This window comes from Serratia sp. CY81684 (assembly GCF_052166595.1).
Lineage (GTDB): Bacteria > Pseudomonadota > Gammaproteobacteria > Enterobacterales > Enterobacteriaceae > Serratia > Serratia nematodiphila.
In genome coordinates, this window is record NZ_JBJNOO010000006.1 from 79,954 (window position 1) to 105,807 (window position 25,854).

Genomic DNA, 25,854 nt, shown 5'->3' on the forward strand with positions numbered 1-25,854 from the left:
TGTGATGAATCCAGAAACAACGTCTGACAAGCATACCCCGGCGGTGGATAACGAACTCGATATTCGCGGCCTGTGCTGCACCCTGTGGCGCGGCAAACCGTGGATTATCGGCATTGCGGTGCTGTTCGCGGCGGTCGCGCTGATCGTTTCTTACCTGGTTAAGCAAGAGTGGAGCGCGACCGCAATCACCGACAAACCCACGGTGAATGCGCTGGGCGGTTACTATTCCCAGCAGCAGTTCCTGCGCAATCTGGACGTGCGCACGTTGCCGGCGACGGCCGGCGATCAGCCGAGCATCGCGGATGAAGCGTACAATGAGTTCATCATGCAGCTGGCGGCTTACGACACGCGTCGCGATTTCTGGCTGCAGAGCGATTACTACAAACAGCGTCAGGAAGGGGATGCCCGTGCCGATGCGGCATTGCTCGACGAGCTGATCAATAACATTCTGTTCACGCCGCGCGACGACAAAAAAGTCCCGAACGACGGCGTGAAGCTGACAGCGGAAACCGCAGCGGACGCCAATCGCCTGCTGCGTCAATACGTGGCCTTCGCCAGCCACCGCGCTGCTCTGCACCTGAACGAAGAGATTCAGGGGGCGTGGGCCGCCCGTACCACCTCAATGAAGGCGCAGGTCAAACGTCAGGAAGCGGTGGCGGAGTCGGTTTACAAGCGCGAGCTGAACACCACGCAGCAGGCGCTGAAAATCGCCGAAAGCCAGGGGATCAGCCGCACGCAAACCGACACCCCGGCAGAACAGTTGCCGGATTCGGATCTGTTCCTGCTGGGTCGGCCAATGCTGCAGGCGCGTCTGGAAGGCCTGCAGGCCTCAGGCCCGACCTACGATCTGGATTACGATCAGAATCGTGCAATGTTGGCGACGCTGAACGTTGGCCCGACGTTGGATGAGAAGTTCCAGACCTATCGTTATTTGCGTACGCCGGAAGAGCCGGTAAAACGCGACAGCCCGCGCCGGGTATTCTGGCTGATTCTATGGGGCGCGATGGGCGCTTTGGTTGGCGCGGGTGTTGCCTTGGCGCGTCGGCCGCGTAGTTAAAAAATAATATAATAATCTGATGCAGGGCGCGTGAGCGCCCCATTCGCAGGCGGGGCCTGCGATTAACCGACCAAAAGAGATTCGCTGTGAAAGTGTTGACTGTTTTCGGCACCAGACCTGAAGCCATTAAAATGGCACCGCTGGTACATGCACTGGCCCAGGATGAGGCCTTTGAAGCAAGAGTCTGCGTAACGGCACAGCATCGTGAGATGTTGGATCAGGTATTGCGGCTGTTCGAGATCACGCCGGATTACGACCTGAACATCATGAAACCCGGCCAGGGGCTAACGGAAATCACCTGCCGCATCCTGGAAGGGCTGAAAGGGGTGCTGGAAGACTTCAAACCGGACGTGGTGCTGGTGCACGGCGATACCACCACCACGCTGGCGACCAGTCTGGCAGCGTTCTATCAACGCATCCCCGTCGGGCATGTCGAGGCCGGGCTGCGTACCGGCAATCTGTATTCTCCCTGGCCGGAAGAGGCCAACCGCAAACTGACCGGCCATCTGGCGATGTACCACTTCGCGCCGACCGAGAACTCGCGCCAAAACCTGCTGCGCGAGCTGCTGCCGGACAACCGTATTTTTGTGACCGGCAATACGGTGATCGACGCGCTGTTCTGGGTGCGCGATCGCGTGATGAGCGATGCTGCGCTGCGCGCCAGCCTGGCGCAGCGTTACCCGTTCCTCGATGCCGACAAAAAACTGATTCTGGTCACCGGCCATCGCCGGGAAAGTTTTGGCGGCGGTTTTGAGCGGATTTGCAGTGCGCTGGCGGAGATCGCCCGCAGCCACCCGGAAGTGCAGGTAGTGTACCCGGTACATCTCAATCCGAATGTCAGCGAGCCGGTGAATCGCATTTTGAAAGGCATCGACAACGTCATGCTGATCGAGCCGCAGGATTATTTGCCGTTTGTCTATTTGATGACCCACGCTTACATGATCCTGACCGACTCCGGCGGCATTCAGGAAGAGGCGCCCTCGTTAGGCAAGCCGGTGCTGGTGATGCGCGACACCACCGAGCGCCCGGAGGCGGTAGATGCGGGCACGGTGCGCCTGGTCGGCACCGATGTGGCCAAAATTGTTGAAGCGGTGACCCGGCTGTTGACGGACGAAAGCGAATATCACGCGATGAGCCGGGCGCACAACCCATACGGCGACGGGCATGCCTGTCAGCGTATCCTCGAAGCTTTAAAGAATCATCAGGTGACACTATGAGTTTTGACACTATTTCGGTTATCGGCCTGGGTTATATCGGCTTGCCAACGGCGGCGGCGTTTGCTTCCCGCAAGAAAAAAGTGGTGGGCGTAGATGTTAACCAACATGCGGTAGATACCATTAACCGCGGCGCGATCCATATCGTCGAGCCGGATCTGGACAAAGTGGTCAAGGACGCCGTCGACGGCGGTTTCCTGCGGGCGGTGACCAAACCGCTGGCGGCCGATGCGTTCCTGATCGCGGTGCCTACGCCGTTCAAGGGCGATCACGAGCCGGATCTGGCCTATGTCGAAGCAGCGGCGAAATCGCTGGCGCCGGTGCTGAAAAAAGGCGATCTGGTGATCCTGGAGTCCACCTCGCCGGTGGGTGCCACCGAACAAATGGCGGACTGGTTGGCGCAGGCGCGCAGCGATCTCAGCTTCCCGCAGCAAGCGGGCGAAGCGGCGGACGTGAATATCGCCTACTGCCCGGAGCGCGTGTTGCCGGGGCAGGTGATGGTAGAGCTGATTCAAAACGACCGCGTGATCGGCGGCATGACACCGAAGTGCTCGGAACGAGCCAGCGCGCTGTACAAGATTTTCCTCGAGGGGGAATGCGTAGTCACCAACTCACGCACTGCCGAGATGTGCAAGCTGACGGAAAACAGCTTCCGCGACGTGAACATCGCCTTTGCCAACGAATTGTCGTTGATTTGCGCCGAACAGGGGATCAACGTCTGGGAACTGATCCGCCTGGCGAACCGCCATCCGCGGGTGAATATTCTGCAGCCGGGGCCGGGCGTAGGCGGCCACTGCATCGCCGTCGATCCGTGGTTTATCGTGGCGCAAAACCCGCAGCAGGCGCGTCTGATCCACACCGCACGTCTGGTGAACGACGGCAAACCGCTGTGGGTGGTCGACCGGGTGAAAGCGGCGGTGGCCGATTGCCTGGCCGCCACTGACAAGCGCGCGTCCGAGGTGAAAATTGCCTGCTTCGGCCTGGCCTTCAAGCCGAATATCGACGATTTGCGTGAAAGCCCGGCAGTGGAAGTGGCGCACCTGATCGCCGAATGGCACGTTGGCGAAACGCTGGCGGTAGAACCGAATGTCGAACAGTTGCCGAAGTCGCTGGCGGGCCATGTGACGTTGACGCCAATCGCTGAGGCGTTGCAGCAGGCTGATGTGATCGTGATGTTGGTCGATCACCAACAGTTCAAGGCCATCCGGCCGGAAGATGTAAAACAAACATGGGTTGTTGATACCAAAGGAGTATGGCGTTGAAACGTATTTTAGTTACCGGTGGTGCCGGTTTCATTGGCTCCGCAGTTGTGCGGCACATCATCGAGGCCACCGGCGACAGCGTGGTGGTGGTGGATAAGCTGACCTATGCCGGTAACCTCGAGTCGCTGGCGGTGGTGGCCGAGAGCGAGCGCTATGCCTTCGAGCAGGTCGACATCTGCGATCGTACCGAGCTGGATCGGGTATTTGCCCGCTATCAGCCGGACGTGGTGATGCACCTGGCGGCGGAAAGCCACGTCGATCGCTCTATCGACGGCCCGGCGGCCTTTATCGAGACCAACGTGGTTGGCACTTACACGATGCTGGAAGCGGCGCGCCATTACTGGCAGCCGTTGGCGGCGGAGAAGAAGCAGGCTTTCCGCTTCCATCATATCTCCACCGACGAAGTGTACGGCGACCTGCACGGCACCGACGATCTGTTCACCGAAACCACGCCATATGCGCCGAGCAGTCCGTATTCCGCCTCCAAGGCGTCGAGCGATCATCTGGTACGTGCCTGGTTGCGCACCTACGGTTTGCCGACCCTCGTGACCAACTGTTCGAACAACTACGGCCCTTATCACTTCCCGGAGAAGTTGATCCCGCTGGTGATCCTGAATGCAGTAGCCGGCAAACCGCTGCCGGTATACGGTAACGGCGCGCAGGTGCGTGACTGGTTGTATGTTGAAGATCACGCGCGCGCGCTCTATCAGGTCGTGACCGAAGGCGTGGTGGGCGAAACTTACAATATCGGCGGCCATAACGAGCGCAAGAATATCGAAGTGGTGCAGACCATCTGCGATCTGCTGGAAGAACTGGCGCCAAACAAACCGCAGGGCGTGGCGCACTACCGCGATCTGATCACTTACGTGAAGGATCGCCCGGGCCACGATATGCGTTACGCCATCGACGCCGGCAAAATCGATCGCGAGTTGGGCTGGCGGCCGCAGGAAACGTTCGAAAGCGGCATTCGCAAGACGGTAGCCTGGTATCTGGCTAACGAAACCTGGTGGCGCCGGGTGCAAGACGGTTCTTATGCCGGTGAGCGTTTGGGGTTGTCAGATTAATTTAACGCCGCGTTGCCCTGATGTGGCGCGGCGGGTTTTGGAGTAAGTATGAAAGGTATTATTCTGGCCGGCGGTTCCGGCACGCGTCTGCATCCGATTACTCGTGGTGTGTCCAAGCAAATGCTGCCGATCTATGACAAGCCGATGATCTATTACCCGATGTCGGTACTGATGCTGGCGGGGATCCGCGACATTTTGATCATCTCGACCCCGGAAGATCTGCCGTCCTTCGAGCGTTTGTTGGGTAACGGCGAGCAGTTCGGCGTCAATCTCAGCTATGCGGTGCAGCCTAAGCCGGAAGGGTTGGCGCAGGCGTTCCTGATCGGCGAGGAGTTTATCAACGGCGATTCTTGCTGCCTGGTGTTGGGAGATAACATCTTCTTCGGCCAATCTTTCAGCCCGAAATTAAAAACCGTCGCGGCCCGCACTGAAGGTGCCACCGTGTTCGGTTATCAGGTCATGGATCCTGAACGCTTTGGCGTCGTGGAGTTTGACGACAATTTCCGTGCGCTGTCGATCGAAGAGAAACCGAAGAAACCGAAATCCGATTGGGCGGTGACCGGCCTGTACTTCTACGATAACCAGGTGGTGGAGTTTGCCAAGCAGGTGAAGCCTTCCGAGCGCGGCGAGCTGGAAATCACCAGCATCAACCAGATGTATCTGGAGCGCGGTGAACTGACCGTCGAGCTGTTGGGGCGCGGTTTCGCCTGGTTGGACACCGGGACTCACGACAGTCTGCTGGAAGCCAGCAGCTTTGTGCAGACGGTAGAAAAGCGTCAGGGCTTTAAAATCGCCTGTCTGGAAGAGATTGCCTGGCGCAACGGTTGGCTGGATGACAAGGGGCTGAAACGCGCCGCTACCGCATTGTCCAAAACGGGCTACGGCAAGTATTTGCTGGATCTGCTGCATGCACGTCCACGCCACTATTGAGCCTTTGTCATGGGAAAGCGAGTTTTTCGCGCTAGACAGCGCGAAACTCAGCTTTTCCTCCTCGGCTCCGGCGCTTGCCGAAGCCGATCTGGCGGCTTATACCCTGGTGCAGGCCAAAGTCCCCGCGCAGCACCTTGCGTTGGCGGACGGCCTGGCTGATTTGGGATTTCGCCTGGTTGAGGGCGAAGTCGATCTGGTTCTGGCTCTTGAGCACGATCACGCGGTTGAACCGGGTTCCGTCGCCCAGACTTCCCGCCTGGCGACAAAGGCCGATATCCCGGCATTGCGTGCCGCGGCGGCTCGGGCGTTCACCGTCAGCCGCTTTCGTACGCCCTGGTATCAACCTGATGACAGCGGCCGGTTTTATGCTTTGTGGATCGAAAAGGCCGTTTTGGGCACTTTCGATCATCAGTGCCTGTTGGCGCTGGACGAACAGGGGCGGCCAGAGGGATTTGTCAGCCTGCGTGACATTGGCGGCCAGGAAACGCGCATCGGCCTGTTGGCGGCTTTCCCCGGCGCATCCGGCCGGGGCGTGGGCGCCAGGCTGATGACGGCGGCGATCGCCGAGTGTCGACGGCAAGGGATGCAGCGCCTGCGGGTCGCGACCCAGATAGGCAATATCGCCGCATTACGACTCTATCAACGACAGGGTGCCGTGATTGAAAGCACCGCGTACTGGCTATACAGAGGTAGACATGATTCCATTTAACGCTCCACCGGTTGTTGGCACTGAACTGGAATATATGCAGGCTGCCATGGGCAGCGGCAAATTGTGCGGCGATGGCGGTTTCACCCGTCGCTGCCAGCAGTGGATGGAACAGCGTTTCGGCAGCGCGAAAGTGTTGTTGACGCCTTCCTGCACCGCGTCGTTGGAAATGGCCGCCATCCTGCTGGATATCCAGCCGGGTGACGAAGTGATCATGCCGAGCTTTACCTTCGTTTCCACCGCCAACGCCTTTGTGCTGCGCGGTGCCAAAGTGGTGTTCGTCGACCTGCGTCCGGACACCATGAACATCGACGAAACCAAAATCGAAGCGGCGATCACCGATAAAACCCGCGCGATTGTACCGGTGCACTATGCCGGCGTTGCCTGCGAGATGGATACCATCATGGCGCTGGCGAAGAAATATAACCTGTTCGTGGTGGAAGACGCCGCGCAGGGCGTGATGTCGACCTACAAAGGCAAGGCATTGGGCACCATCGGCCATATCGGCTGCTTCAGCTTCCATGAAACCAAAAACTACACCGCCGGCGGCGAAGGCGGCGCGACGCTGGTGAACGATCCGGCCCTGGTCGATCGGGCGGAAGTCATCCGCGAGAAGGGCACTAACCGCAGTCAGTTCTTCCGTGGCCAGGTCGACAAATATACCTGGCGCGACATCGGTTCCAGCTATCTGATGTCTGACCTGCAGGCCGCCTACCTGTGGGGCCAACTGGAAGTGGCGGAACGCATCAACCAGCGCCGTTTGGCTCTGTGGCAGAAGTACTACGACAGCTTCCAGCCGTTGGCCCGGTCAGGCCGCATCGAACTGCCGGTAATCCCGGCCGACTGCGTGCATAACGCGCACATGTTCTATATCAAGCTGCGTGATATTGAAGAGCGCACGGCCTTTATCGACTACCTGAAGGAAGCCGAAATCATGGCGGTGTTCCATTATATCCCGCTGCATGACTGCCCGGCCGGTGAACGCTTTGGCCGCTTTGCCGGCGAAGATCGTTACACCACGCAGGAAAGCGCGCGCCTGGTGCGTTTGCCGCTGTTTTACAATATGTCTGATGTCAATCAGCGTACGGTAATCAATACCATCCTGAGCTTCTTTGCCTGATATGTCGTTGGCAAAAGCATCGATATGGACCGCCGGCTCCACGCTGATCAAAATCGGCGTGGGGCTGTTGGTGGTGAAACTGCTGGCGGTGGCGTTTGGCCCCAGCGGGGTGGGGCAGGCGGGTAACTTCCGCCAGTTGATCACCGTGTTGGGCGTGCTGTCCGGCGCGGGCATTTTTAACGGTATCACCAAATACGTGGCGGAGTACCACCAGGATCCGCAGCGTTTACGCCTGGCGGTGGGCACTGCGTCGAGCATCGTGCTGGGTTTTTCGACCTTGCTGGCGCTGGTGTTTTTGTTCGCCGCCGAACCGATCAGCGTCGGGTTGTTCGGGCATGCCGATTACGTCGATGTGGTGCGCGCCGTCGCTTTCATTCAGATGGGCATCGCCTACGCCAACCTGTTCATGGCGGTGCTGAAAGGCTATCGCGACGCGATGGGCAATGCGCTGGCGGTGATCGGCGGCAGCCTGATTGGCGTGGTGGCTTATTACCTGTGCTTCAAGCTGGGGGGCTATGAAGGCGCGCTGGCGGGGCTGGCGCTGGTGCCGGCGTTGGTGGTGTTGCCGGCCGGGCTGATGCTGTGGCGGCGCAAAACGCTGCCGCTGCGCTATCTGGCGCCGCGTTGGGACAAACTCGTGGCCGGCAACCTTGGCAAATTCACCCTCATGGCGTTGATCACCTCGGTGACGCTGCCGGTGGCTTACGTGATGATGCGTAACCTGCTGGCTGCGCATTACGGTTGGGATGAGGTGGGGATTTGGCAGGGCGTCAGCAGCATTTCCGATGCCTATCTGCAGTTCATCACCGCCTCGTTTACCGTCTATCTGCTGCCGACGCTGTCGCGGCTGACGGACAAGGGCGCCATCTCGCGGGAGATCGTGCGCTCGCTGAAATTCGTGCTGCCGGCGGTAGCGGCGGCGAGCTTTACGGTATGGCTGCTGCGTGATTTCGCCATCTGGCTGTTGTTCTCGGACAAATTCGTCGCCATGCGCGATCTGTTTGCCTGGCAGTTGGTGGGCGACGTGCTGAAAGTCGGGGCCTATGTGTTCGGCTATTTGGTGATCGCCAAAGCGTCGCTGCGCTTTTATATCCTGACGGAAGTCAGCCAGTTTCTGCTGCTGACGCTGTTCTCACACTGGCTTATCCCGCTGCACGGCGCGCTGGGGGCGGCTCAGGCCTATATGGCAACCTACATCGTGTATTTCACGCTCTGTAGCTGCGTGTTTCTTATCTATCGTAGACGAGTATGACCACACTGATTCACGTTCTGGGATCCGATATCCCGCATCATAACCAGACGGTGCTGCGCTTCTTCAATGACGTGCTGGCGCCGCGTCTGCCGGCTGAGCAGACGCGGCATTTTATGGTGGCGGCCAAGGATGTGGCGGCACTGGGAGATTTCCCCGCCCTGAACATTGAGCCCTACGCGGACAAGAAAAGCCTGGCGGCGGCGGTCATCGCGCGCGCCCAGGCCGATCGCGATACGCGTTTCTTCCTGCACGGCCAGTTCAACCCGGGGCTGTGGCTGGCGCTGCTGAGCGGCAAGATCAAGGCGCGTCAGGCCAGTTGGCATATTTGGGGCGCCGATCTGTACGAAGACGCCACCAGCTGGAAATTTCGGCTGTTTTACCTGCTGCGCCGCATTGCGCAGGGGCGAGTGGGGAACGTGTTCGCCACCCGCGGCGACGTGATCCACTATCAGCAGCGCCATGCGCGGGTGCCGGCCTCGTTGTTGTACTTCCCGACGCGGATGGATCCGGCGCTGACCGACGTTCACGTCGAGAAAAACCTGGCCGGGCCGATGACGATTCTGGTGGGCAACTCCGGCGATCGCAGCAATCGGCATATCGAAGCGCTGCAGGCGATTCATCAGCAGTTCGGCGCCGACGTGCGCGTGATCCTGCCGATGGGTTATCCGGCCAATAACGACGCCTACATCGAGCAGGTGCGCGCCGCCGGGTTGCCGCTATTCGGCGAGAAAAACCTGCAGCTGCTCACGCAGCAGGTGGCATTCGAGGACTACCTCAATATTCTGCGCGCCTGCGATCTGGGCTATTTCATTTTCAATCGCCAGCAGGGGATTGGCACCCTGTGCCTGCTGATTCAGTTCGGCGTGCCTTTTGTGCTCAGCCGGCAAAACCCGTTCTGGCAGGATTTGGCGGAACAGCACCTGCCGGTGCTGTTCTACGGCGATTCGCTGGACGAGGCGGTGGTGCGCGAAGCGCAGCGTCAGCTGGCGGCGGTGGATAAACAGGCGATCGCCTTCTTCAATCCGAACTATGTTGACGGCTGGCAGCAAGCCCTGGCGTTGGCGGCGGGAGAGCACTCATGACGTTGGCGCAATTCGGCGGCCTGTTTGTCGTCTATCTGGTCAGCCTGACGTTTATCCTGACGCTGACCTACCAGGAGTTTCGGCGCGTGCGCTTTAACTTCAACGTCTTCTTCTCGCTGCTGTATTTGCTGACGTTCTATTTCGGCTTCCCGTTAACCTGCCTGCTGGTGTTTCAGTTTGACGTCGAGGTGGTGCCGGTGGAGTTTCTGCTGTACGCCCTGCTGTCGGCGACGGCGTTTTACGCCATCTATTACGTCACCTACAAGACCCGGCTGCGCAAGCGCCGCACTCAGCCGCGCGCGGCGCTGTTTACCATGAACCGGGTAGAGACTCATATGACCTGGGTGCTGCTGGCGCTGGTGGCGATCGGTACCGTTGGGATCTTCTTCATGCAGAACGGCTTCCTGCTGTTCAAGCTCAATTCCTACAGTCAGATCTTCTCCAGCGATGTGTCCGGCGTAGCGCTCAAGCGGTTCTTCTACTTCTTCATTCCGGCGATGCTGGTGGTTTATTTCCTGCGGCAGGATCTGCGCGCCTGGTTTTTGTTCCTGGTGGCGACGGTGGCGTTCGGCATTTTGACCTACGTGATCGTCGGCGGCACCCGTGCCAATATCATCATCGCTTTCGCGTTGTTCCTGTTTATCGGCATCGTGCGCGGCTGGATCACGCTGTGGATGCTGGCGGCGGCGGGCATATTCGGCGTGGTCGGCATGTTCTGGCTGGCGTTGAAGCGCTATAGCCTGGACGTCAGCGGCGCGGAAGCGTTTTATACCTTCCTCTACCTGACCCGCGATACCTTCTCGCCGTGGGAAAACCTGGCGCTGCTGCTGCAAAATTACGACAAGATCGATTTCCAGGGCCTGGCGCCGATCTTGCGTGATTTCTACGTCTTTATCCCAACCTGGCTATGGCCGGGCCGGCCGGACGTGGTGCTGAACTCGGCCAACTATTTCACCTGGGAAGTGCTGAACAACCACTCCGGGCTGGCGATTTCGCCGACGCTGATCGGTTCGCTGGTGGTGATGGGCGGCGCGCTGTTTATCCCGCTCGGCGCGATTCTGGTGGGCATGATCATCAAGTGGTTCGACTGGCTGTATGAGCTGGGCAAAACAGAGCCGAACCGCTATAAGGCGGCCATTCTGCAGGGGTTCTGCTTCGGCGCGGTGTTCAACATGATCGTGTTGGCGCGTGAAGGGGTGGACTCATTCGTGTCGCGCGTGGTGTTCTTCTGCATTATTTTCGGCGCCTGTCTGGTGCTGGCGAAGTTGCTGTATTGGCTGTTCGATACCGCCGGGCTGATCAAGGCCAGAGTGACGCGTGCCCGCGCGCTGGCGTCTCCGCCTCGGGCCAACGGTCTTTTGTAAGGGTAATGAGAACGATGGAAACAAAGATTTCGGTGCCGCAGTATGAGCTGCGCGGTTTCAGCCTGTGGGGCTTTCGCGATATGGCGCATTGCATGGACTTTCTGTTCGACGGCGGCCGGGTCAAACAGGGCACGCTGGTGGCGATGAATGCGGAAAAGATCCTGAAGGCGGAAGAGGACCCGGCGCTGCATGCGTTGCTGGATGAAGCGGAGTACAAGTACGCCGACGGCATCAGTATGGTGCGCTCAATCCGCCGCAAATACCCGGCGGCGGATGTGTCGCGCGTCGCGGGCGCCGATCTGTGGGAAGCGTTGATGCAGCGCGCCGGCCGCGAAGGCACGCCGGTCTTCTTGGTCGGCGGCAAGCCGGAAGTCTTGGCGGAAACCGAGCAAAAGCTGCGCAGCCAGTGGAATGTCAACCTGGTGGGCAGCCAGGACGGCTATTTCAAACCGGATCAGCGAGAGGCGCTGTTCGAGCGTATTCGTGCCAGCGGCGCCGCTATCGTGACGGTGGCGATGGGATCGCCGAAGCAGGAGATCCTGATGCGCGACTGCCGCAAGGTGCATCCGCAGGCGCTGTATATGGGCGTGGGCGGCACCTACGACGTTTTTACCGGGCATGTGAAGCGTGCGCCCAAGGTGTGGCAGAACCTTGGTCTGGAATGGCTCTACCGCCTGCTCAGCCAACCCAGCCGCATCGGCCGGCAGTTGAAGCTGTTGAAGTTTGTCGGCTACTACTACAGCGGCAAGATGTAACCTCTCATCCGGGGTGGAAAGTGCTGTTCCGCTCCGGACTGCTGTACCAATAATCTGCTTTTGCGCGTTTCTCCCGCATATCTATAACCCTCGGCCCTAAACGCCGCTGCATTTATTCCATAAAGTTTTAAATTGCGGTTTGCTTATAGCGGCGAAATGCGAAACGATACCGCCCGGAAATTATCCCTGGCCGCTGAAGCCTGATGCGACAGCGCTGAACGATGTCCTTCTCACGGTAACTTCGCTCCGACTACCCGTTGATGCCAGTCCGATCGGCAGGGGATGATTTATTCTTTTAATAATGACAATAACGACCGGCAGCGGCCGGCAGGCAAACACAACCCGAGAAAAATTATTGAGGATTTATGGCACACAAAGAGAAACCGCAAGGGCTACACCGGGGGCTTGAGGCCCGGCACATCGAGCTTATCGCTCTGGGGGGCACCATCGGCGTCGGCCTGTTTATGGGCTCGGCCAGTACGCTGAAGTGGGCGGGGCCATCGGTGCTGCTGGCTTACATCATCGCCGGGCTGTTCGTATTCTTCATTATGCGTTCGATGGGAGAAATGCTGTTCCTTGAGCCGGTCGCCGGGTCGTTTGCCGTTTACGCGCATAAGTACATGAATCCCTACTTCGGTTATCTGACCGCCTGGGGCTACTGGTTTATGTGGATTGCCGTCGGCATTTCTGAGATCACCGCCATCGGGGTGTATGTGCAGTTCTGGTTCCCGGAAATACCGCAGTGGGTGCCGGCGCTGATTGCCGTGGCGATGGTGGCGCTGGCCAACCTGGCGGCGGTGCGCCTGTACGGTGAGCTGGAGTTCTGGTTCGCCATGATCAAGGTCACCACCATCATCGTGATGATTCTGGTGGGGCTGGGGGTGATCTTCTTCGGCTTCGGCAACGGCGGTGAACCTATCGGTTTCGCCAATTTGACGGCGCACGGCGGTTTCTTTGCCGGCGGCTGGAAAGGCTTCCTGTTTGCGCTGTGCATCGTGGTGGCGTCCTATCAGGGGGTTGAGCTGGTGGGCATCACCGCCGGGGAAGCCAAGAACCCGCAGGTGACGCTGAAACGCGCGATCAACAATATCCTGTGGCGCATCCTGATCTTCTATGTCGGCGCGATCTTCGTCATCGTCACCATTTTCCCTTGGAACGGCATCGGCACTACCGGCAGCCCGTTCGTGCTGACCTTCGCCAAGATCGGCATCGTTGCCGCCGCCGGCATCATCAACTTCGTGGTGTTGACCGCCGCGCTCTCCGGCTGCAACAGCGGCATGTACAGCGGCGGCCGCATGCTGTACGCCCTGGCCAAGAATCGCCAACTGCCGGCGGCGTTGACCAAGCTTTCCGCCAGCGGCGTGCCGGTGAATTGCATCGCCGTCACCATCGGCTGCCTGCTGGTGGGATCTGCGCTGAACTACATTATCCCGAATCCGGAGCAGGTGTTCGTCTATGTCTACAGCGCCAGCGTGCTGCCGGGCATGGTGCCGTGGTTCGTGGTGCTGATAAGCCAGCTCTATTTCCGCCGCGCCCATAAGGAAGCGATCAAAAACCACAGCTTTAAGTCGATCATGTTCCCGTATGTGAACTATCTGACCATCGCTTTTCTGGTGTGCGTACTGGTCGGCATGGGAATCAACCCGGATACGCGGATTTCCCTGCTGGTCGGGGCGATTTTCTTAGCGGGCGTCAGCCTGTGCTACTTCGCTTTCGGCATGCATAAGAAACATCATCCGGCTGAAAATCGGGTAGAAACGCGGCAATAAACGGTGAAAAGGGGCTACGGAGTGCGCTTTCCTGCGCAGGAGTGAGCAAAGCGTAATCAAACGCAACATTTCTGCGAAAAAGCACTAGACAGGATTGGCGTAAATCCGTAGTATCCCCTCCCGCAACGGCGCTACGCGCCCGTAGCTCAGCTGGATAGAGCGCTGCCCTCCGGAGGCAGAGGTCTCAGGTTCGAATCCTGTCGGGCGCGCCATTAAGTTTGTGCGCAGGAGCTGCGGTGGTAATATTACCGCGTGAGTAAGAAGAAGTAGTAATGGTGGCTATAGCTCAGTTGGTAGAGCCCTGGATTGTGATTCCAGTTGTCGTGGGTTCGAGTCCCATTAGCCACCCCACTTCCTGATGAAGTGAAGATTTAGCAGTATTTTGTGACAGTGCGAAGGTGGCGGAATTGGTAGACGCGCTAGCTTCAGGTGTTAGTGTTCTTACGGACGTGAGGGTTCAAGTCCCTCTCTTCGCACCACGCAAAATATATGATAAATATAAGATTTATATGGACAACGGTCTGATAAATCGGGTAGTATGAGCAACACAAATCGGCGAGTAGCGCAGCTTGGTAGCGCAACTGGTTTGGGACCAGTGGGTCGGAGGTTCGAATCCTCTCTCGCCGACCACTTTCAAAGAAACCGACGCAAGTCGGTTTTTTTACGCCTGCAGTTTATGAGCATGAGCCCTTCCGCAGGCGGTTCGAGCCTCGCGAAGCGAGACAACGTTGCTTCAGCAACGGCCCGCAGGGCGCGTATCCAGGATGCGCGTAATCTTTCTCTCGCTGACCAGTTTCAAAGAAACCGACGTAAGTCGGTTTTTTTACGTCCGCCGTTGATGAGGGTAAGTCCTTGCCGCCGCGAGGAAACGCATAGCGACCAACCCGTGCGGTATTGCACGGGTTTTTGCGTATCTGAACATTGGCATTTTGTCTCAACCGGCACGTGTGTAGGTTTTCAGCGACAATGTGGTTCGACGTTGTCGCCAGTTTGAGACAAATAATCCATTGATTTTAAATATTAAAAGTGGCTTTGGCTTAAGTCGTCGTTTTGCGGCGACAGCATCAGATCGGCCGTGGGTAAAGAACGACCGGGGACGGCATGCTGAGAGAAAGTTAGGGGGTAAATAAAAATTCAATATTTTCAATAAATTGAATGCTATTTTTTATGGCGACTTTCCTGGTTCTGAAAGTTGGCACGTCAAATGCAATATCTATAGCGTAGATGCTCATTCCACCTCTTATGTTCGCCTTAGGCTTCATAAACCCTGGGAATGACGCAGAGCCGATTTAGGGTGCCTATCGCCCACGAGAACGATGACTAACCCGTCATCACGCTCAGGGCAAAACGTTGAGTGAGGCACCGCCCCTGTTGTCCTAGACCTGATTGCTTCTTTATACACTTGCCATACGGCAAGTGTTTTTTTTTGCGCCACAGAAAACCCTGGGCAAAAAAAAGCGCGGCATCGGAGCCACGCTTTTCTCACTTGGGCAGGGCGTTATTCGCCGCCGTTCTGTTTCAGCGTCAACATCAGTCCCTCACGTCGCATCTGCGCCGCTTCATCCGAACGATGCAGTTTTTCCAGCGTATCGGCCAACCAGGCGTAGTCGTAAGCATCCGGGCGCTGTTTCAACGCTTCGCGGAAGGCGTCGGCCGCTTGCTGCCACTCGCCGTGCTTCATCAGCAGTTGCCCCAGCGTGCTGTTCAGCAGCGGCGTCGCGCCGTGTTGCTTCATCTGCTGACGCAGCGCTTTCTCAAGCTGCTCGGGGTTGCCGGACTTCAGCCGCGGCAGCAACAGCACCAGGCGCTCGTCATATTGGCGCTTCAGGCTATCGAGCACAATCTCCTGCGCCAGTTCGTGGTCGTTGCATTCGATCAGGTGCTCCACCATCGCGATTTGCAGCGGCACTTCGTGACGCGTCTTGCGGCTCTGATCTTTCCACCAGCGCTTCAGGCCTTCGCTGCCTTCGTCCGCCATCGCCTGATTCATCAGCCCGATGTAAGCCTGTTGCTGCAACGCCTGCAGCTGCTCTTCGCTGTGCAGTTCGATTTTACGCATCGACGGCAGTACTTCCAGCAGCGACGCATAGGCGCCGGTGCGCAGATAGGCTTGTTCCGCCAGGCGCAACACTTCCGGATGGCGCGGCGCCTGGTTCAGCAGGCGATCGACGCCGTGGCGCGCGGCATGGTTCTCGCCCTGCGCCAGCTGGATGCGAACCCGGGTGATATCCACCGGCAGCTGATCGGTATCGGCGGCTTCGGCGGCCCGCTCCAGATACTGGTTGGTACGGAAGTCATCGCCGCGTTGCTGCGCGGCCTCGGCGGCCAGCAGATAGTTCACCACCGGTTGCTCAGCGTGATCGGCGTTGCGCGTCATCAGCTTTTCAACCTGTTTGTAGTCGCCTTCCGCCAGTTTGATCAGCGCGGCTTTGGTTTGCTGGCGCGCGCGGGTGCGCTTGCGGCCGATAAACCAGCCGCGCGTGCGGGCGCCGGTACGGAAGATACGGCGCAGGATCCATTCGATCGCCAGCAGCACCACGAACAGCAGCACCAGCATGATCACCAGGCCGGTGACGCTGGTTTCAATATTGTAATTATCGGTCTGGATCAGCACATAGCCCTGATGCCCGGCCAACATCGGCCCGAGCACCACGCTGGCGATCACCACCAGGAACAGAAATAGCACACGTAACATGGCTTAACCCTCCTGGTGAGCGGCAGGGGACTGGGTCATCAGGTTGCGCACCCGGGTCTGCATCACTTTTTCCAGCAGCGGCTGGCTCTTCAGCTGATCCGGCACATCCATCGAGATCGACTGTTGGCTCAGGCTGTCCAGCTCTTCCAGGAAGGCCTTGGTCGCCGGGTCGGTGGTGTCGAAATAGGCGCGCACCCAGGTGGAGACGGTTTCCAGCGACTGCTTGTAGGTCTCGTTCTGATGGCGCGGGATGGCCTGTGCGGCCACCAGCAGGCGCGAACGGATGTTCTCGCGCAGGTAGATGTCCTGGTTCGGCGCCAGCAGCGGTTCGGCGCTGGTGTCGCGGCGGCGGATGGTGATGAAGTCGGCCATGAAATTGCGCCAGCTCTTGGCCAGGTTCTGCCGCCATTCGCCGATCGAGCCGGAGAGCTCGCTGCTGTTTTGATCCATCGGCGCTTCGTCGGTGTCGTTGTCCGCCAGGCGCAGGTTATCCACCTGATTGGACAGCTGATTGACCTTGAGGATGATGCCGTCGTAATCGACCTGGGTCAGCGTGGAAAGCGTGCTGATGTCTTCGGTAATGGCGCGGCGCACGTCGAGCAGGCTCGGATCGTTCATGTCCGCCAGGCTGGCGTCGGCGCTTTTCAGCAGCGCGGCGGCGCTGCTGACGTCCTGATCGCTCCACAGCTTGCGGCCGGCCATTTTCACCAGGAAATCGGCCTGCGCCAGCAGCCAGGTTTTGGCGTCGCTGCCGGAGATGGTCGCCACTTTTTCCTGCAGCTCGCTCAGCTGGCGCGCCAGATTCGCCTGCTCGCGATCGGCGGCGTCCAGAGTTTTACCCTGCTGTTGCAGCAGGCCTTCCAGCGCGTTTCTTTCCTGCTGCTGACTCTGCTTCACGCCTTCGAGCTGCTGCTGCAGTGCCTGATTGGCGGCGATCAGCTGTTGCGCCTGCTTGTGCGTGTGGTAATAGCCGCCCGCGCCGAGGGCGATGACCAGCACGATAGCGATCGCGCCGAGCACCGGGCCGGTATTCTTGCCTTTGCGGCTGGCAGCGGCTGGCTGCTGGGAGCTCTCAACCGCGGTGGTTGGCTCTTCAACCGGGGCGGATGGGGTATTTTGTTCCGTCATAGTGGCACATCCCATAGTCAGATTATTGTAGCGCGCGGATCAGCGCGTCATTATCGGCGTTGTCAGCTACCCGAATCGTACGCCAGCCCAATTCCCGAGCGAGGGTAGCCAGGCGTTCGCTCACTACTACCAGGCGGCAACGCAGCAGCCATGAAGAACGATAGTAATCAGGAACTAAAGTATAGAGCTGTTGTAACATTTCACCGCTGGTCACCACCAGCGTATCCACACCGGCGCGCTGCCAGTGGGCGCTTTGCTCGCTGCCGTCATAGTGCACCGGGCTGCGTTGATAGCATTCATAATAGCTGACGTCGGCGCCGCGCTCGCTCAGCGTCGACCCCAACAGTTCGCGGCCGCCGTTGCCGCGCAGAATCAGCGCGCGTTTGCCCGCCAGCTTTTGCAGCGCCGGCAGCAGCAGCAGCGTTTCGCTGATCTCGCGTTCGCGCGGGTATTCCACCGGCAAACTGCTGATGCGGTGCAGCGCCAGCCCGGTGGTGCGGCCGATGGCGTAATAAGTCAGGTGCGCGGGCCAGCTCAGCCCGGCGCGGCCGATAACCGAATCGGCATAGTTCACCGAATGCTGCGACAGCACGAACACCAGATCGCCGGCGCTAAGCTGCTGCAACGCCTGCGGCAGCTTCGGCAGATCGCCGCCGGGGGCGAAGTCGATCAGCGGTGCATGATAGGCAACCCGGCCGAGTGCGCGCAGCCGGCTCACTAACAGCTCCCCCGAAGGCGATGGGCGGGTTACCAGAATGGTCATGCCGGCGGATTTCCCTGATAAACTTCGCTCAGGATCTCGCGCGCGCCGCGCGCCAGCAGCTCTTCCGCCAGCTCAACGCCCATCCGTTCGGCCTCGGCGGCCGGGCCGCGGCGTTCGCCGCGCACCATCTGGCTGCCGTCCGGCGCGCCGACCAGGGCGCGCAGCCACAGGCTGTCGCCATCAAGTTCGGCATAACTGCCGATCGGCACCTGGCAGCCGCCTTCCAGGCGAGTGTTCATCGCCCGCTCGGCGCGTACGCGGGTTTCGGTGGCCGCATGGTTCAGCGGCGCCAGCAGCGCGCGGGTGACGCTGTCGTCGAGACGGCATTCAATGCCGACCGCACCCTGGCCGACCGCCGGCAGACACTCTTCGGCGCTCAGCGGGCTGCGGATGCGTTGCTCCAGACCTAAACGCTTCAGGCCGGCCACCGCCAGGATAATCGCGTCGTAGTCGCCGTTGTCCAGCTTGGCCAGGCGAGTGCCGACGTTGCCGCGCAGGTCGCGCACGATCAGATCCGGGCGGCGTTCACGCAGCTGGCACTGGCGGCGTAGGCTGGAGGTGCCGACCACGCTGCCCTGCGGCAGCTGATCGAGCGAGGCGAAACGATTGGAAACAAAAGCGTCGCGCGGATCTTCGCGTTCGCAAATGGTGGTCAAACCGAGCCCGGCAGGGAAATCGACCGGCACGTCTTTCATCGAATGCACGGCGATATCGGCGCGGCCTTCCAGCAGCGCCAGTTCGAGTTCTTTAACAAACAGGCCTTTACCGCCGACTTTCGCCAGCGGCGTATCCAGAATAACGTCGCCGCGGGTGACCATCGGCACCAACTCGACCTGCAGGCCGGGATGGCAGGCCATCAGACGTTGCTGCACATAATGTGCTTGCCAAAGTGCAAGCGGGCTTTGTCGGGTGGCAATTCGAATAATTTTGTCTAACATGCTTGTTACCGTTTTTATATTTCGCCATCCATCCTACCACTGAGAGCCAATACTGTCAGTGCAAGAAGCCGGAGGCGGAAAAAGGACAACGGAATCAAAGGGACGTGTGATGTGCTTTGGGGCAGTTAACACTGCGGGTAAATCGTTTAGGGAAGCGCTACAATAATTGTGAAGCGTTACCTCCTTTACGGTCAATCAGCAAGGTGTTAAATTGATCACGTTTCCAGCAATAAGTCGCCAAATATTCTTCTTACACTAACGGCGCTTATGGAATACGGGTTTTTTTCTAAACACCGGGATAATCAGGCGAGACGTCTTGTACCTCTACATCGAGACATTGAAGCAGAGACTGGATGCGATCAATCAGCTACGCGTCGATCGCGCCCTGGCGGCTATGAAGCCCGCGTTTCAACGGGTATACAGTCTGCTGCCCACCTTACTGCACCACCACCACCCGCTGATGCCGGGTTACCTGAACGGTAACGTTCCCCACGGCATTTGCCTCTACACGCCTGATGAAACTCAACAAGATTACCTGAACGATTTAGAAGACAAATGGGGCAGCCCGTTTGACAAACCGGCCAGCGGCGAGCTGCCGATCACCGGCGTCTATTCGATGGGCAGCACCTCGTCTATCGGCCAAAGTTGCAGCTCGGATCTCGATATCTGGGTCTGCCACCAGTCCTGGCTGGACAACGAAGAACGCACCCGCCTGCAGCAAAAATGCAGCCTGCTTGAGAAGTGGGCCGCCTCGATGGGGGTGGAAGTCAGCTTCTTCCTGATCGACGAAAACCGTTTCCGCCATAATGAAAGCGGCAGCCTGGGCGGCGAAGACTGCGGCTCGACGCAGCACATCCTGTTGCTGGACGAGTTCTACCGCACCGCGGTGCGCCTGGCCGGCAAACGCATCCTGTGGAACATGGTGCCGGGCGAAGAAGAAGCGCACTACGATGAATACGTGCTGTCGCTGTACGCGCAGGGCGCGCTGACGCCGAACGAGTGGCTGGATCTCGGCGGCCTGAGTTCGCTGTCGGCGGAAGAGTACTTCGGCGCCAGCCTGTGGCAGCTGTACAAGAGCATCGATTCGCCTTACAAGGCGGTGCTGAAGACCCTGCTGCTGGAAGCCTATTCCTGGGAATACCCCAATACCCAGCTGCTGGCGACGGACATCAAACATCGCCTGCATCAGGGCGAGATCGTCAGCTTCGGGCTCGACGCCTACTGCATGATGCTTGAGCGCGTCACTCGCTATCTGACCGACATCAACGACACCACCCGCCTCGATCTGGCCCGCCGCTGTTTCTACCTGAAAGTGTGTGAAAAGCTGTCGCTGGCCAAGGCCTGCGTCGGCTGGCGGCGCGAGATCCTCAGCCAGCTGGTCAGCGAGTGGGGCTGGAGCGAAGAGCGTCTGGCGATGCTGGACAATCGCGCCAACTGGAAGATCGAGCGGGTGCGCGAAGCGCATAACGAGTTGCTCGACGCGATGATGCAGAGCTACCGCAACCTGATCCGTTTCGCCCGCCGCAACAACCTCAGCGTCAGCGCCAGCCCGCAGGATATCGGCGTGCTGACCCGCAAACTGTATGCGGCGTTCGAAGCGCTGCCCGGCAAGGTGACGTTGGTGAACCCGCAGATTTCGCCGGACCTGTCGGAAAACGACTTAACCTTTATTCACGTGCCGGTTGGCCGCGCCAACCGCACCGGCTGGTACCTGTATAATCAGGCGCCGGCCATGGATTCGATCGTCAGCCATCAGCCGCTGGAATATAACCGCTACCTGAACAAGCTGGTGGCCTGGGCCTATTTCAACGGCCTGCTGACGCCGCAGACCCGCCTGCACATCAAGAGCGGCAACCTGTGCGATACCGCCAAGCTGCAGGAGCTGGTGGCCGACGTTTCCCATCACTTCCCGCTGCGCCTGCCGGCGCCGACGCCGAAAGCGCTGTACAGTCCGTGCGAAATTCGCCATCTGGCGATCATCGTCAATCTGGAAAACGATCCGACCGCCGCCTTCCGCAATCAGGTGGTGCACTTCGATTTCCGCAAGCTGGACGTGTTCAGCTTCGGCCAGCAGCAGCAGTGTCTGGTGGGCAGCATCGATCTGCTGTACCGCAACTCCTGGAACGAGGTGCGCACCCTGCATTTCAGCGGCGAGCAGTCGGTGCTGGAAGCGCTGAAAACCATTCTCGGCAAAATGCATCAGGACGCCGCACCGCCGGAGTCGGTGGAAGTGTTCTGCTACAGCCAGCACCTGCGCGGCCTGATCCGCACCCGCATTCAGCAACTGGTGTCGGAGTGCATCGAGCTGCGCCTGTCCAGCACCCGGCTGGAACCCGGCCGCTTCAAGGCGGTGCGCGTCGCCGGGCAGACCTGGGGGCTGTTCTTCGAGCGCCTGAGCGTGTCGGTGCAAAAGCTGGAGAATGCGGTGGAGTTTTACGGCGCCATCTCCAACAACAAGCTGCACGGCCTGTCTATCAAGGTGGAAACCGATCAGGTGCATCTGCCGCCGGTGGTGGATGGCTTCGCCAGCGAAGGGATCATCCAGTTCTTCTTCGAAGACACCTCGGATGACAAGGGTTTCAACATCTATATTCTGGACGAGTCGAATCGGGTGGAGGTGTATCACCACTGCGAGGGCAGTAAAGAGGAACTGGTGCGCGACGTCAGCCGCTTCTACTCTTCATCGCACGATCGTTTCACCTACGGCTCCAGCTTCATCAACTTTAACCTGCCGCAGTTCTATCAAATCGTGCAGCTCGACGGGCGCACGCAGGTGATCCCGTTCCGCAGCAACGTGCTGTCCAGCCTGTGCGTGACGGTGGCCGACGGCGCCGCTCAGCCGCTCAAACAGCAGTTCCAGCTGCATTGACGCCGCAAGGGCTCGGTGGCCGAGCCCCGCATTGCCTCAGGAAAAATGCAGTTCCTCACCGGCCTGCGCGCTGGCCGCTTCGCTGAGCAGCTGATAAAACGGCTGCCCGCTGCGATCGCATAACCAGACGCCGTCGCGGTAGTTGAAGTGGTAGCCGCCGGCCTTGGTGGCAAGCCACACCTGGTGCAGCGGTTCCTGGCGGTTGATGACGATTTTGGTGCCGTTTTCGAAGCTCAGCGTCATCACGCCGCCATTGGTTTCGTAATCGATGTCCGCATCGCCGTCAAAATCGTCCAGTGTCTCTTCAATATTCAGCATCAGCTGGTCGGCCAACTGGTGAAACTCGCTGTCGTTCATATTCAATTCCTATTGCTTTTCATGATCCACCTGCGATTATAGAGACCTTGGACGCATGAATTACAGGCATTAATGCAAATGAAAAAACAACTACGCTATGCGCTGATGGCAGTTCTGGTTACCGGCCTCGCCGGCTGTGGTCTGAAAGGCCCGCTTTACTTCCCACCTGCCGACCCCGCCAGCCAGAAACCGGCCAAGCCGCCGGTGCAAACGGGCGATCAGGTGCAAAAGAACCAGCAGGAGCAGTCTGGCTCTCAGCAAAAACCGTCGATGGTTGACCAGTAACACCCTGTTTGCGGTGGCGAGCGCCGCCGTAAAATCAAGACGGATAGCGCGTCCAGATAGCGGAGTATGATATGCAGTTCTCCAAAATGCACGGTCTGGGCAACGACTTTATGGTGGTCGATGCCGTTACACAGAATGTCTATTTTTCACCTGAGCTGATCCGCCGGCTGGCCGATCGGCACCTGGGCGTCGGCTTTGACCAGATGCTGGTGGTAGAACCGCCTTACGATCCCGAACTGGATTTTCACTACCGAATTTTTAACGCCGACGGCAGCGAAGTGGCGCAGTGCGGCAACGGCGCGCGTTGCTTCGCGCGTTTCGTGCGGCTGAAAGGGCTGACCAACAAACGCGACATCCGCGTCAGCACCCAAACCGGGCGCATGGTGCTCAGTGTCACCGACGACGATCTGGTGTGCGTCAACATGGGTGAGCCGAATTTCGACCCGCAGGCGGTGCCGTTCCGCGCCGCCAAGGCTGAAAAGACCTACATCATGCGCGCGGCGGAACATACCGTGCTGTGCGGCGTGGTGTCGATGGGAAACCCGCATTGTGTTTTGCAGGTGGACGACGTAAAAACCGCCAAGGTGGAGCTGCTCGGGCCGGTGCTGGAAGGGCATGAACGCTTCCCGGAACGGGCCAACATCGGCTTTATGCAGGTGGTCAGCCGCGATCATATCAAGCTGCGCGTTTATGAGCGCGGCGCCGGTGAAACGCAGGCCTGCGGCAGCGGCGCCTGTGCGGCGGTGGCGGTGGGGATCCAACAGGAATTGCTGTCAGAAGAAGTGCATGTAGAGCTGCCGGGCGGCAGCCTGCATATTCGCTGGAAAGGGCCGGGCAACCCGCTGTTTATGACCGGTCCGGCAACCCATGTCTATGACGGATTTATTCATCTATGAAAAGCGTAGAAGAACAGAGCGTCGCCGGCCTGGCGCTGGATGACGACACCGTGATGCAGTATCTGCTGCAGAACCCGGATTTCTTTATTCGCAACGCGCGCCAGGTTGAGCAGATGCGCGTGCCTCACCCGGTGCGCGGCACCGTTTCGCTGGTGGAATGGCATCTGGCCCGCCAGCGCAATCATATCGAACGGCTGGAAGAAGAGATCACGCTGCTGATGGAGCAGGCCAGCGCCAACGAAGGGCTGTTCGCCAGGCTGCTGCACCTGCAGGCCGATCTGGCCACCGCCGACAGCTTGCAGGACATGCTCAACCGGCTGCAGCGCTGGGCGCGCGGCTTCGGTTTGGCCGGCGCCACGGTGCGCCTGTTCGCCGAGCGCTGGAATATCGGCGCGCCTTCCGATTTCACCCATCTGGCGCTGACGCGTTCGGCGTTCGAGCCGTTCCGCATCCAGCGGCTGGGCAGCGAACAACACTACCTCGGCGGCCTGAACGGCCCCGAACTGCTGCTGCTGTTGCCGCAGGCCAAACAGATCGGCCAGATTGGTTCGGTAGCGCTGTCGATGCTGGGCGACGATGGCGAGCTGGGCATGGTGATCTTCAGCAGTCGCGATACGCAACACTATCAGCAGGGCATGGGCACGGTAATGCTCAATCAACTGGCGCGCATGCTGCCGGAACTGCTGGAACGCTGGATCGAACGCGCATGACGCCGATTGCGCCCAGCCTGCAGCAGCCGGTGGACGCTTTTCTGCGTTATCTCAAGGTAGAACGGCAACTCAGCCCACTGACGCAGCTCAGCTATTCGCGCCAGCTGGCGGCGCTGATGCGCCTGGCGCAGGAGATCGGCGTCACCGACTGGGCGGCGCTGGACGCCGCCCGGGTGCGCATGCTGGCGGCGCGCAGCAAACGCGCCGGCCTGCAGTCCGCCAGCCTGGCGCTGCGGCTCTCTTCATTGCGCAGTTTCCTCGATTGGCTGGTCAGCCAGGGCGTGCTGCACGCCAACCCCGCCAAGGGCATCCGCACGCCGCGCAGCGGCCGCCATCTGCCGAAAAACATCGACGTCGATGAAATGAACCAGCTGCTGGAGATCGATCTCAACGATCCGCTGGCGGTGCGCGATCGCGCCATGCTGGAGGTGATGTACGGCGCCGGCCTGCGCCTCTCCGAGCTGGTGGGGCTGGATTGCCGCCATGTCGATATGGCGGCCGGCGAGGTGTGGGTGATGGGGAAAGGCAGCAAAGAACGCAAACTGCCGATTGGGCGCACCGCCGTCACCTGGCTGGAACACTGGCTGGCGATGCGCGATCTGTTTGGACCGCAGGACGACGCGATGTTTCTGTCCAATCAGGGGCGACGCATCTCGACGCGCAACGTGCAAAAACGCTTCGCCGAATGGGGCGTGAAGCAGGGCGTCAACAGCCATATCCACCCGCACAAGCTGCGCCACTCCTTCGCCACCCATATGCTGGAGTCGAGTGGCGATCTGCGCGCGGTGCAGGAGCTGCTCGGCCACGCTAACCTGACCACCACGCAGATTTATACCCACCTCGACTTTCAACATCTGGCGAACGTGTACGATGCCGCGCATCCGCGCGCCAAACGGGGGAAATCCTGATGCATTTTTATCGCCCGCTGCGCCCGCTGGCGGCGCTGACTTTCGATCTGGACGACACGCTGTATGACAATCGTCCGGTGATTAGACAGACCGAACAACAGTCGGTGGCTTTCCTGCAGAGCTACCATCCCGGTCTGAACAGCTTCCAGTCGGCGGATTTCCACCGCCTGCGCCAGGAGCTGCGTGAGCAGGATCCGGAGATCTACCACGACGTCACCCAGTGGCGCTGGCGCGCCATTCATCTGGCGCTGAGCCGGCAGGGGCTGCGCGACGCTGAAGCGGCAATCGGGGCCGATGCGGCGATGCAAAACTTCGCGCTGTGGCGCAGCCGCATCGAGGTGCCGGAAGCGACCCACGCCACGCTGAAGGCGCTGGCCGAGCGCTACCCGCTGGTGGCGATCACCAACGGCAACGCCGATCCGGCGCAGTGCGGCCTGGACGGTTACTTCCAGTTCGTGTTGCGCTCCGGGCCGGACGGGCGCGCCAAGCCATATCAAGACATGTATCACCTGGCCGTCGAACGGCTGGGCGTGGCGCCCGGGCAGATCCTGCACGTAGGCGACGATCTGACTACCGACGTCGCCGGCGCACTGCGCGCGGGGCTGCAGGCCTGTTGGATCAACGATCGGCAACGCTGCCTGATGCAGGCCGCCGACAGCCGCCTGCTGCCGCATATTGAGATTTCGCAGTTGGCATCGCTGACAGCATTGTTATAATCCCTGCCAGAACT

23 protein-coding genes, 4 tRNA genes and 1 other RNA gene are annotated in these 25,854 nt (G+C 59.6%); 23 read left to right on the top strand and 5 right to left on the bottom strand.

Features of this window, described 5'->3' with window-relative positions; translation table 11 throughout:
• Window positions 1-4 precede the first annotated feature (4 nt).
• The 17 genes from wzzE (at window position 5) to ACJ8QF_RS21265 (ending at window position 14,366) form a co-directional block, all read left to right on the top strand.
• Entirely contained in the window at window positions 5-1,057 is a 1,053-nt protein-coding gene (wzzE, locus tag ACJ8QF_RS21185) for an ECA polysaccharide chain length modulation protein (protein ID WP_033631474.1), read from the top strand.
• 86 nt (window positions 1,058-1,143) lie between these two features.
• Window positions 1,144-2,274 (top strand): non-hydrolyzing UDP-N-acetylglucosamine 2-epimerase, encoded by a 1,131-nt coding sequence (gene wecB / locus ACJ8QF_RS21190; RefSeq protein WP_004934198.1) that lies wholly within the window; start codon window positions 1,144-1,146, stop codon window positions 2,272-2,274.
• A complete protein-coding gene (gene wecC / locus ACJ8QF_RS21195; protein ID WP_004934201.1) occupies window positions 2,271-3,533 on the top strand; it encodes a UDP-N-acetyl-D-mannosamine dehydrogenase in 1,263 nt (420 codons plus the stop codon). Before wecB ends, wecC begins: the two co-directional genes overlap by 4 nt.
• Entirely contained in the window at window positions 3,524-4,597 is a 1,074-nt protein-coding gene (gene rffG, locus ACJ8QF_RS21200; protein WP_280631060.1) for a dTDP-glucose 4,6-dehydratase, read from the top strand. Before wecC ends, rffG begins: the two co-directional genes overlap by 10 nt.
• A gap of 48 nt (window positions 4,598-4,645) precedes the next feature.
• The gene (gene rfbA, locus ACJ8QF_RS21205; protein WP_004934207.1) at window positions 4,646-5,527 is read left to right on the top strand and encodes a glucose-1-phosphate thymidylyltransferase RfbA; all 882 of its coding nucleotides are present in this window, start codon (window positions 4,646-4,648) and stop codon (window positions 5,525-5,527) included.
• Entirely contained in the window at window positions 5,505-6,236 is a 732-nt protein-coding gene (rffC, locus tag ACJ8QF_RS21210) for a dTDP-4-amino-4,6-dideoxy-D-galactose acyltransferase (protein ID WP_280631059.1), read from the top strand. Before rfbA ends, rffC begins: the two co-directional genes overlap by 23 nt.
• The gene (gene rffA, locus ACJ8QF_RS21215; RefSeq protein WP_171453148.1) at window positions 6,223-7,353 is read left to right on the top strand and encodes a dTDP-4-amino-4,6-dideoxygalactose transaminase; all 1,131 of its coding nucleotides are present in this window, start codon (window positions 6,223-6,225) and stop codon (window positions 7,351-7,353) included. Before rffC ends, rffA begins: the two co-directional genes overlap by 14 nt.
• 1 nt (window position 7,354) lies before the next feature.
• Entirely contained in the window at window positions 7,355-8,605 is a 1,251-nt protein-coding gene (gene wzxE / locus ACJ8QF_RS21220; RefSeq protein ID WP_197753744.1) for a lipid III flippase WzxE, read from the top strand.
• Window positions 8,602-9,687 carry a TDP-N-acetylfucosamine:lipid II N-acetylfucosaminyltransferase gene (locus ACJ8QF_RS21225; protein WP_442537847.1) on the top strand — a complete coding sequence of 362 codons (1,086 nt, stop codon included), beginning with the start codon at window positions 8,602-8,604 and terminating at the stop codon, window positions 9,685-9,687. Before wzxE ends, ACJ8QF_RS21225 begins: the two co-directional genes overlap by 4 nt.
• Entirely contained in the window at window positions 9,684-11,051 is a 1,368-nt protein-coding gene (wzyE, locus tag ACJ8QF_RS21230; RefSeq protein ID WP_004934221.1) for an ECA oligosaccharide polymerase, read from the top strand. The genes ACJ8QF_RS21225 and wzyE overlap by 4 nt, the downstream gene beginning before the upstream one ends.
• Before the next feature lie 14 nt (window positions 11,052-11,065).
• Complete coding sequence (gene wecG, locus ACJ8QF_RS21235) at window positions 11,066-11,806, top strand: lipopolysaccharide N-acetylmannosaminouronosyltransferase (protein WP_004934224.1); 741 nt, start codon at window positions 11,066-11,068, stop codon at window positions 11,804-11,806.
• Window positions 11,807-12,171: 365 nt separating this feature from the next.
• Window positions 12,172-13,575, top strand: a complete 1,404-nt coding sequence (gene thrP, locus ACJ8QF_RS21240; protein ID WP_004934226.1) for a bifunctional threonine/serine APC transporter ThrP — start codon at window positions 12,172-12,174, stop codon at window positions 13,573-13,575.
• A gap of 135 nt (window positions 13,576-13,710) precedes the next feature.
• A tRNA-Arg gene (locus ACJ8QF_RS21245) sits at window positions 13,711-13,787 on the top strand.
• Between the two features lie 63 nt (window positions 13,788-13,850).
• Window positions 13,851-13,926 (top strand) — tRNA-His (locus tag ACJ8QF_RS21250).
• A gap of 41 nt (window positions 13,927-13,967) precedes the next feature.
• Window positions 13,968-14,054, top strand: a tRNA-Leu gene (locus ACJ8QF_RS21255).
• Window positions 14,055-14,128: 74 nt separating this feature from the next.
• Window positions 14,129-14,205 (top strand) — tRNA-Pro (locus ACJ8QF_RS21260).
• Window positions 14,206-14,239: 34 nt separating this feature from the next.
• Window positions 14,240-14,366: non-coding RNA, RtT sRNA (locus tag ACJ8QF_RS21265), on the top strand.
• 707 nt (window positions 14,367-15,073) lie between these two features.
• On the opposite strand, the gene hemY is transcribed toward ACJ8QF_RS21265, so the two are convergent.
• Genes hemY through hemC form a run of 4 tightly spaced genes read right to left on the bottom strand, consistent with a single transcriptional unit; the run spans window position 15,074 to window position 19,099 of the window.
• Window positions 15,074-16,270: a protoheme IX biogenesis protein HemY gene (gene hemY, locus ACJ8QF_RS21270; protein ID WP_004934228.1), complete on the bottom strand. Its 1,197-nt coding sequence runs from the start codon at window positions 16,268-16,270 to the stop codon at window positions 15,074-15,076.
• A gap of 3 nt (window positions 16,271-16,273) precedes the next feature.
• Window positions 16,274-17,398: a uroporphyrinogen-III C-methyltransferase gene (hemX, locus tag ACJ8QF_RS21275; RefSeq protein WP_049200056.1), complete on the bottom strand. Its 1,125-nt coding sequence runs from the start codon at window positions 17,396-17,398 to the stop codon at window positions 16,274-16,276.
• A 22-nt stretch (window positions 17,399-17,420) separates the two neighbouring features.
• Window positions 17,421-18,161 (bottom strand): uroporphyrinogen-III synthase, encoded by a 741-nt coding sequence (hemD, locus tag ACJ8QF_RS21280; RefSeq protein ID WP_280631055.1) that lies wholly within the window; start codon window positions 18,159-18,161, stop codon window positions 17,421-17,423.
• Window positions 18,158-19,099: a hydroxymethylbilane synthase gene (hemC, locus tag ACJ8QF_RS21285; protein WP_049186147.1), complete on the bottom strand. Its 942-nt coding sequence runs from the start codon at window positions 19,097-19,099 to the stop codon at window positions 18,158-18,160. Before hemC ends, hemD begins: the two co-directional genes overlap by 4 nt.
• Before the next feature lie 316 nt (window positions 19,100-19,415).
• Between hemC and ACJ8QF_RS21290 the strand changes: the two genes are divergently transcribed.
• Window positions 19,416-21,968: a class I adenylate cyclase gene (locus ACJ8QF_RS21290; RefSeq protein ID WP_019452546.1), complete on the top strand. Its 2,553-nt coding sequence runs from the start codon at window positions 19,416-19,418 to the stop codon at window positions 21,966-21,968.
• 36 nt (window positions 21,969-22,004) lie between these two features.
• Here ACJ8QF_RS21290 and cyaY read toward each other — a convergent pair whose 3' ends face one another.
• Window positions 22,005-22,325, bottom strand: coding sequence for an iron donor protein CyaY (cyaY, locus tag ACJ8QF_RS21295; RefSeq protein WP_004934237.1), 321 nt, complete (start codon window positions 22,323-22,325; stop codon window positions 22,005-22,007).
• A gap of 78 nt (window positions 22,326-22,403) precedes the next feature.
• On the opposite strand from cyaY, the gene lptM reads away from it, so the two are divergent.
• From lptM to yigB, 5 genes are all read left to right on the top strand, one after another.
• Complete coding sequence (gene lptM, locus ACJ8QF_RS21300; protein ID WP_004934241.1) at window positions 22,404-22,610, top strand: LPS translocon maturation chaperone LptM; 207 nt, start codon at window positions 22,404-22,406, stop codon at window positions 22,608-22,610.
• Window positions 22,611-22,681: 71 nt separating this feature from the next.
• A complete protein-coding gene (dapF, locus tag ACJ8QF_RS21305; RefSeq protein ID WP_004934244.1) occupies window positions 22,682-23,506 on the top strand; it encodes a diaminopimelate epimerase in 825 nt (274 codons plus the stop codon).
• Window positions 23,503-24,216, top strand: a complete 714-nt coding sequence (locus ACJ8QF_RS21310; RefSeq protein WP_004934247.1) for a DUF484 domain-containing protein — start codon at window positions 23,503-23,505, stop codon at window positions 24,214-24,216. Before dapF ends, ACJ8QF_RS21310 begins: the two co-directional genes overlap by 4 nt.
• Window positions 24,213-25,124 carry a tyrosine recombinase XerC gene (gene xerC, locus ACJ8QF_RS21315; RefSeq protein ID WP_021504817.1) on the top strand — a complete coding sequence of 304 codons (912 nt, stop codon included), beginning with the start codon at window positions 24,213-24,215 and terminating at the stop codon, window positions 25,122-25,124. Before ACJ8QF_RS21310 ends, xerC begins: the two co-directional genes overlap by 4 nt.
• Window positions 25,124-25,840, top strand: coding sequence for a 5-amino-6-(5-phospho-D-ribitylamino)uracil phosphatase YigB (gene yigB, locus ACJ8QF_RS21320; protein ID WP_004934252.1), 717 nt, complete (start codon window positions 25,124-25,126; stop codon window positions 25,838-25,840). The genes xerC and yigB overlap by 1 nt, the downstream gene beginning before the upstream one ends.
• The last annotated feature ends 14 nt before the right edge of the window (window positions 25,841-25,854 follow it).

Excerpts from the sequence above, each read along its gene's own strand:
- dapF (WP_004934244.1), top strand. The coding sequence starts at position 22,682 with ATGCAGTTCTCCAAAATGCACGGTCTGGGCAACGACTTTATGGTGGTC.
- yigB (WP_004934252.1), top strand. The coding sequence starts at position 25,124 with ATGCATTTTTATCGCCCGCTGCGCCCGCTGGCGGCGCTGACTTTCGAT.
- wecG (WP_004934224.1), top strand. The coding sequence starts at position 11,066 with ATGGAAACAAAGATTTCGGTGCCGCAGTATGAGCTGCGCGGTTTCAGC.
- thrP (WP_004934226.1), top strand. The coding sequence starts at position 12,172 with ATGGCACACAAAGAGAAACCGCAAGGGCTACACCGGGGGCTTGAGGCC.
- wzyE (WP_004934221.1), top strand. The coding sequence starts at position 9,684 with ATGACGTTGGCGCAATTCGGCGGCCTGTTTGTCGTCTATCTGGTCAGC.
- rffA (WP_171453148.1), top strand. The coding sequence starts at position 6,223 with ATGATTCCATTTAACGCTCCACCGGTTGTTGGCACTGAACTGGAATAT.
- cyaY (WP_004934237.1), bottom strand. The coding sequence starts at position 22,325 with ATGAACGACAGCGAGTTTCACCAGTTGGCCGACCAGCTGATGCTGAAT.
- hemD (WP_280631055.1), bottom strand. The coding sequence starts at position 18,161 with ATGACCATTCTGGTAACCCGCCCATCGCCTTCGGGGGAGCTGTTAGTG.
- rffC (WP_280631059.1), top strand. The coding sequence starts at position 5,505 with ATGCACGTCCACGCCACTATTGAGCCTTTGTCATGGGAAAGCGAGTTT.
- ACJ8QF_RS21310 (WP_004934247.1), top strand. The coding sequence starts at position 23,503 with ATGAAAAGCGTAGAAGAACAGAGCGTCGCCGGCCTGGCGCTGGATGAC.
- lptM (WP_004934241.1), top strand. The coding sequence starts at position 22,404 with ATGAAAAAACAACTACGCTATGCGCTGATGGCAGTTCTGGTTACCGGC.
- rfbA (WP_004934207.1), top strand. The coding sequence starts at position 4,646 with ATGAAAGGTATTATTCTGGCCGGCGGTTCCGGCACGCGTCTGCATCCG.
- xerC (WP_021504817.1), top strand. The coding sequence starts at position 24,213 with ATGACGCCGATTGCGCCCAGCCTGCAGCAGCCGGTGGACGCTTTTCTG.
- hemC (WP_049186147.1), bottom strand. The coding sequence starts at position 19,099 with ATGTTAGACAAAATTATTCGAATTGCCACCCGACAAAGCCCGCTTGCA.
- wzzE (WP_033631474.1), top strand. The coding sequence starts at position 5 with ATGAATCCAGAAACAACGTCTGACAAGCATACCCCGGCGGTGGATAAC.
- ACJ8QF_RS21225 (WP_442537847.1), top strand. The coding sequence starts at position 8,602 with ATGACCACACTGATTCACGTTCTGGGATCCGATATCCCGCATCATAAC.
- wzxE (WP_197753744.1), top strand. The coding sequence starts at position 7,355 with ATGTCGTTGGCAAAAGCATCGATATGGACCGCCGGCTCCACGCTGATC.
- hemY (WP_004934228.1), bottom strand. The coding sequence starts at position 16,270 with ATGTTACGTGTGCTATTTCTGTTCCTGGTGGTGATCGCCAGCGTGGTG.
- wecC (WP_004934201.1), top strand. The coding sequence starts at position 2,271 with ATGAGTTTTGACACTATTTCGGTTATCGGCCTGGGTTATATCGGCTTG.
- hemX (WP_049200056.1), bottom strand. The coding sequence starts at position 17,398 with ATGACGGAACAAAATACCCCATCCGCCCCGGTTGAAGAGCCAACCACC.
- rffG (WP_280631060.1), top strand. The coding sequence starts at position 3,524 with ATGGCGTTGAAACGTATTTTAGTTACCGGTGGTGCCGGTTTCATTGGC.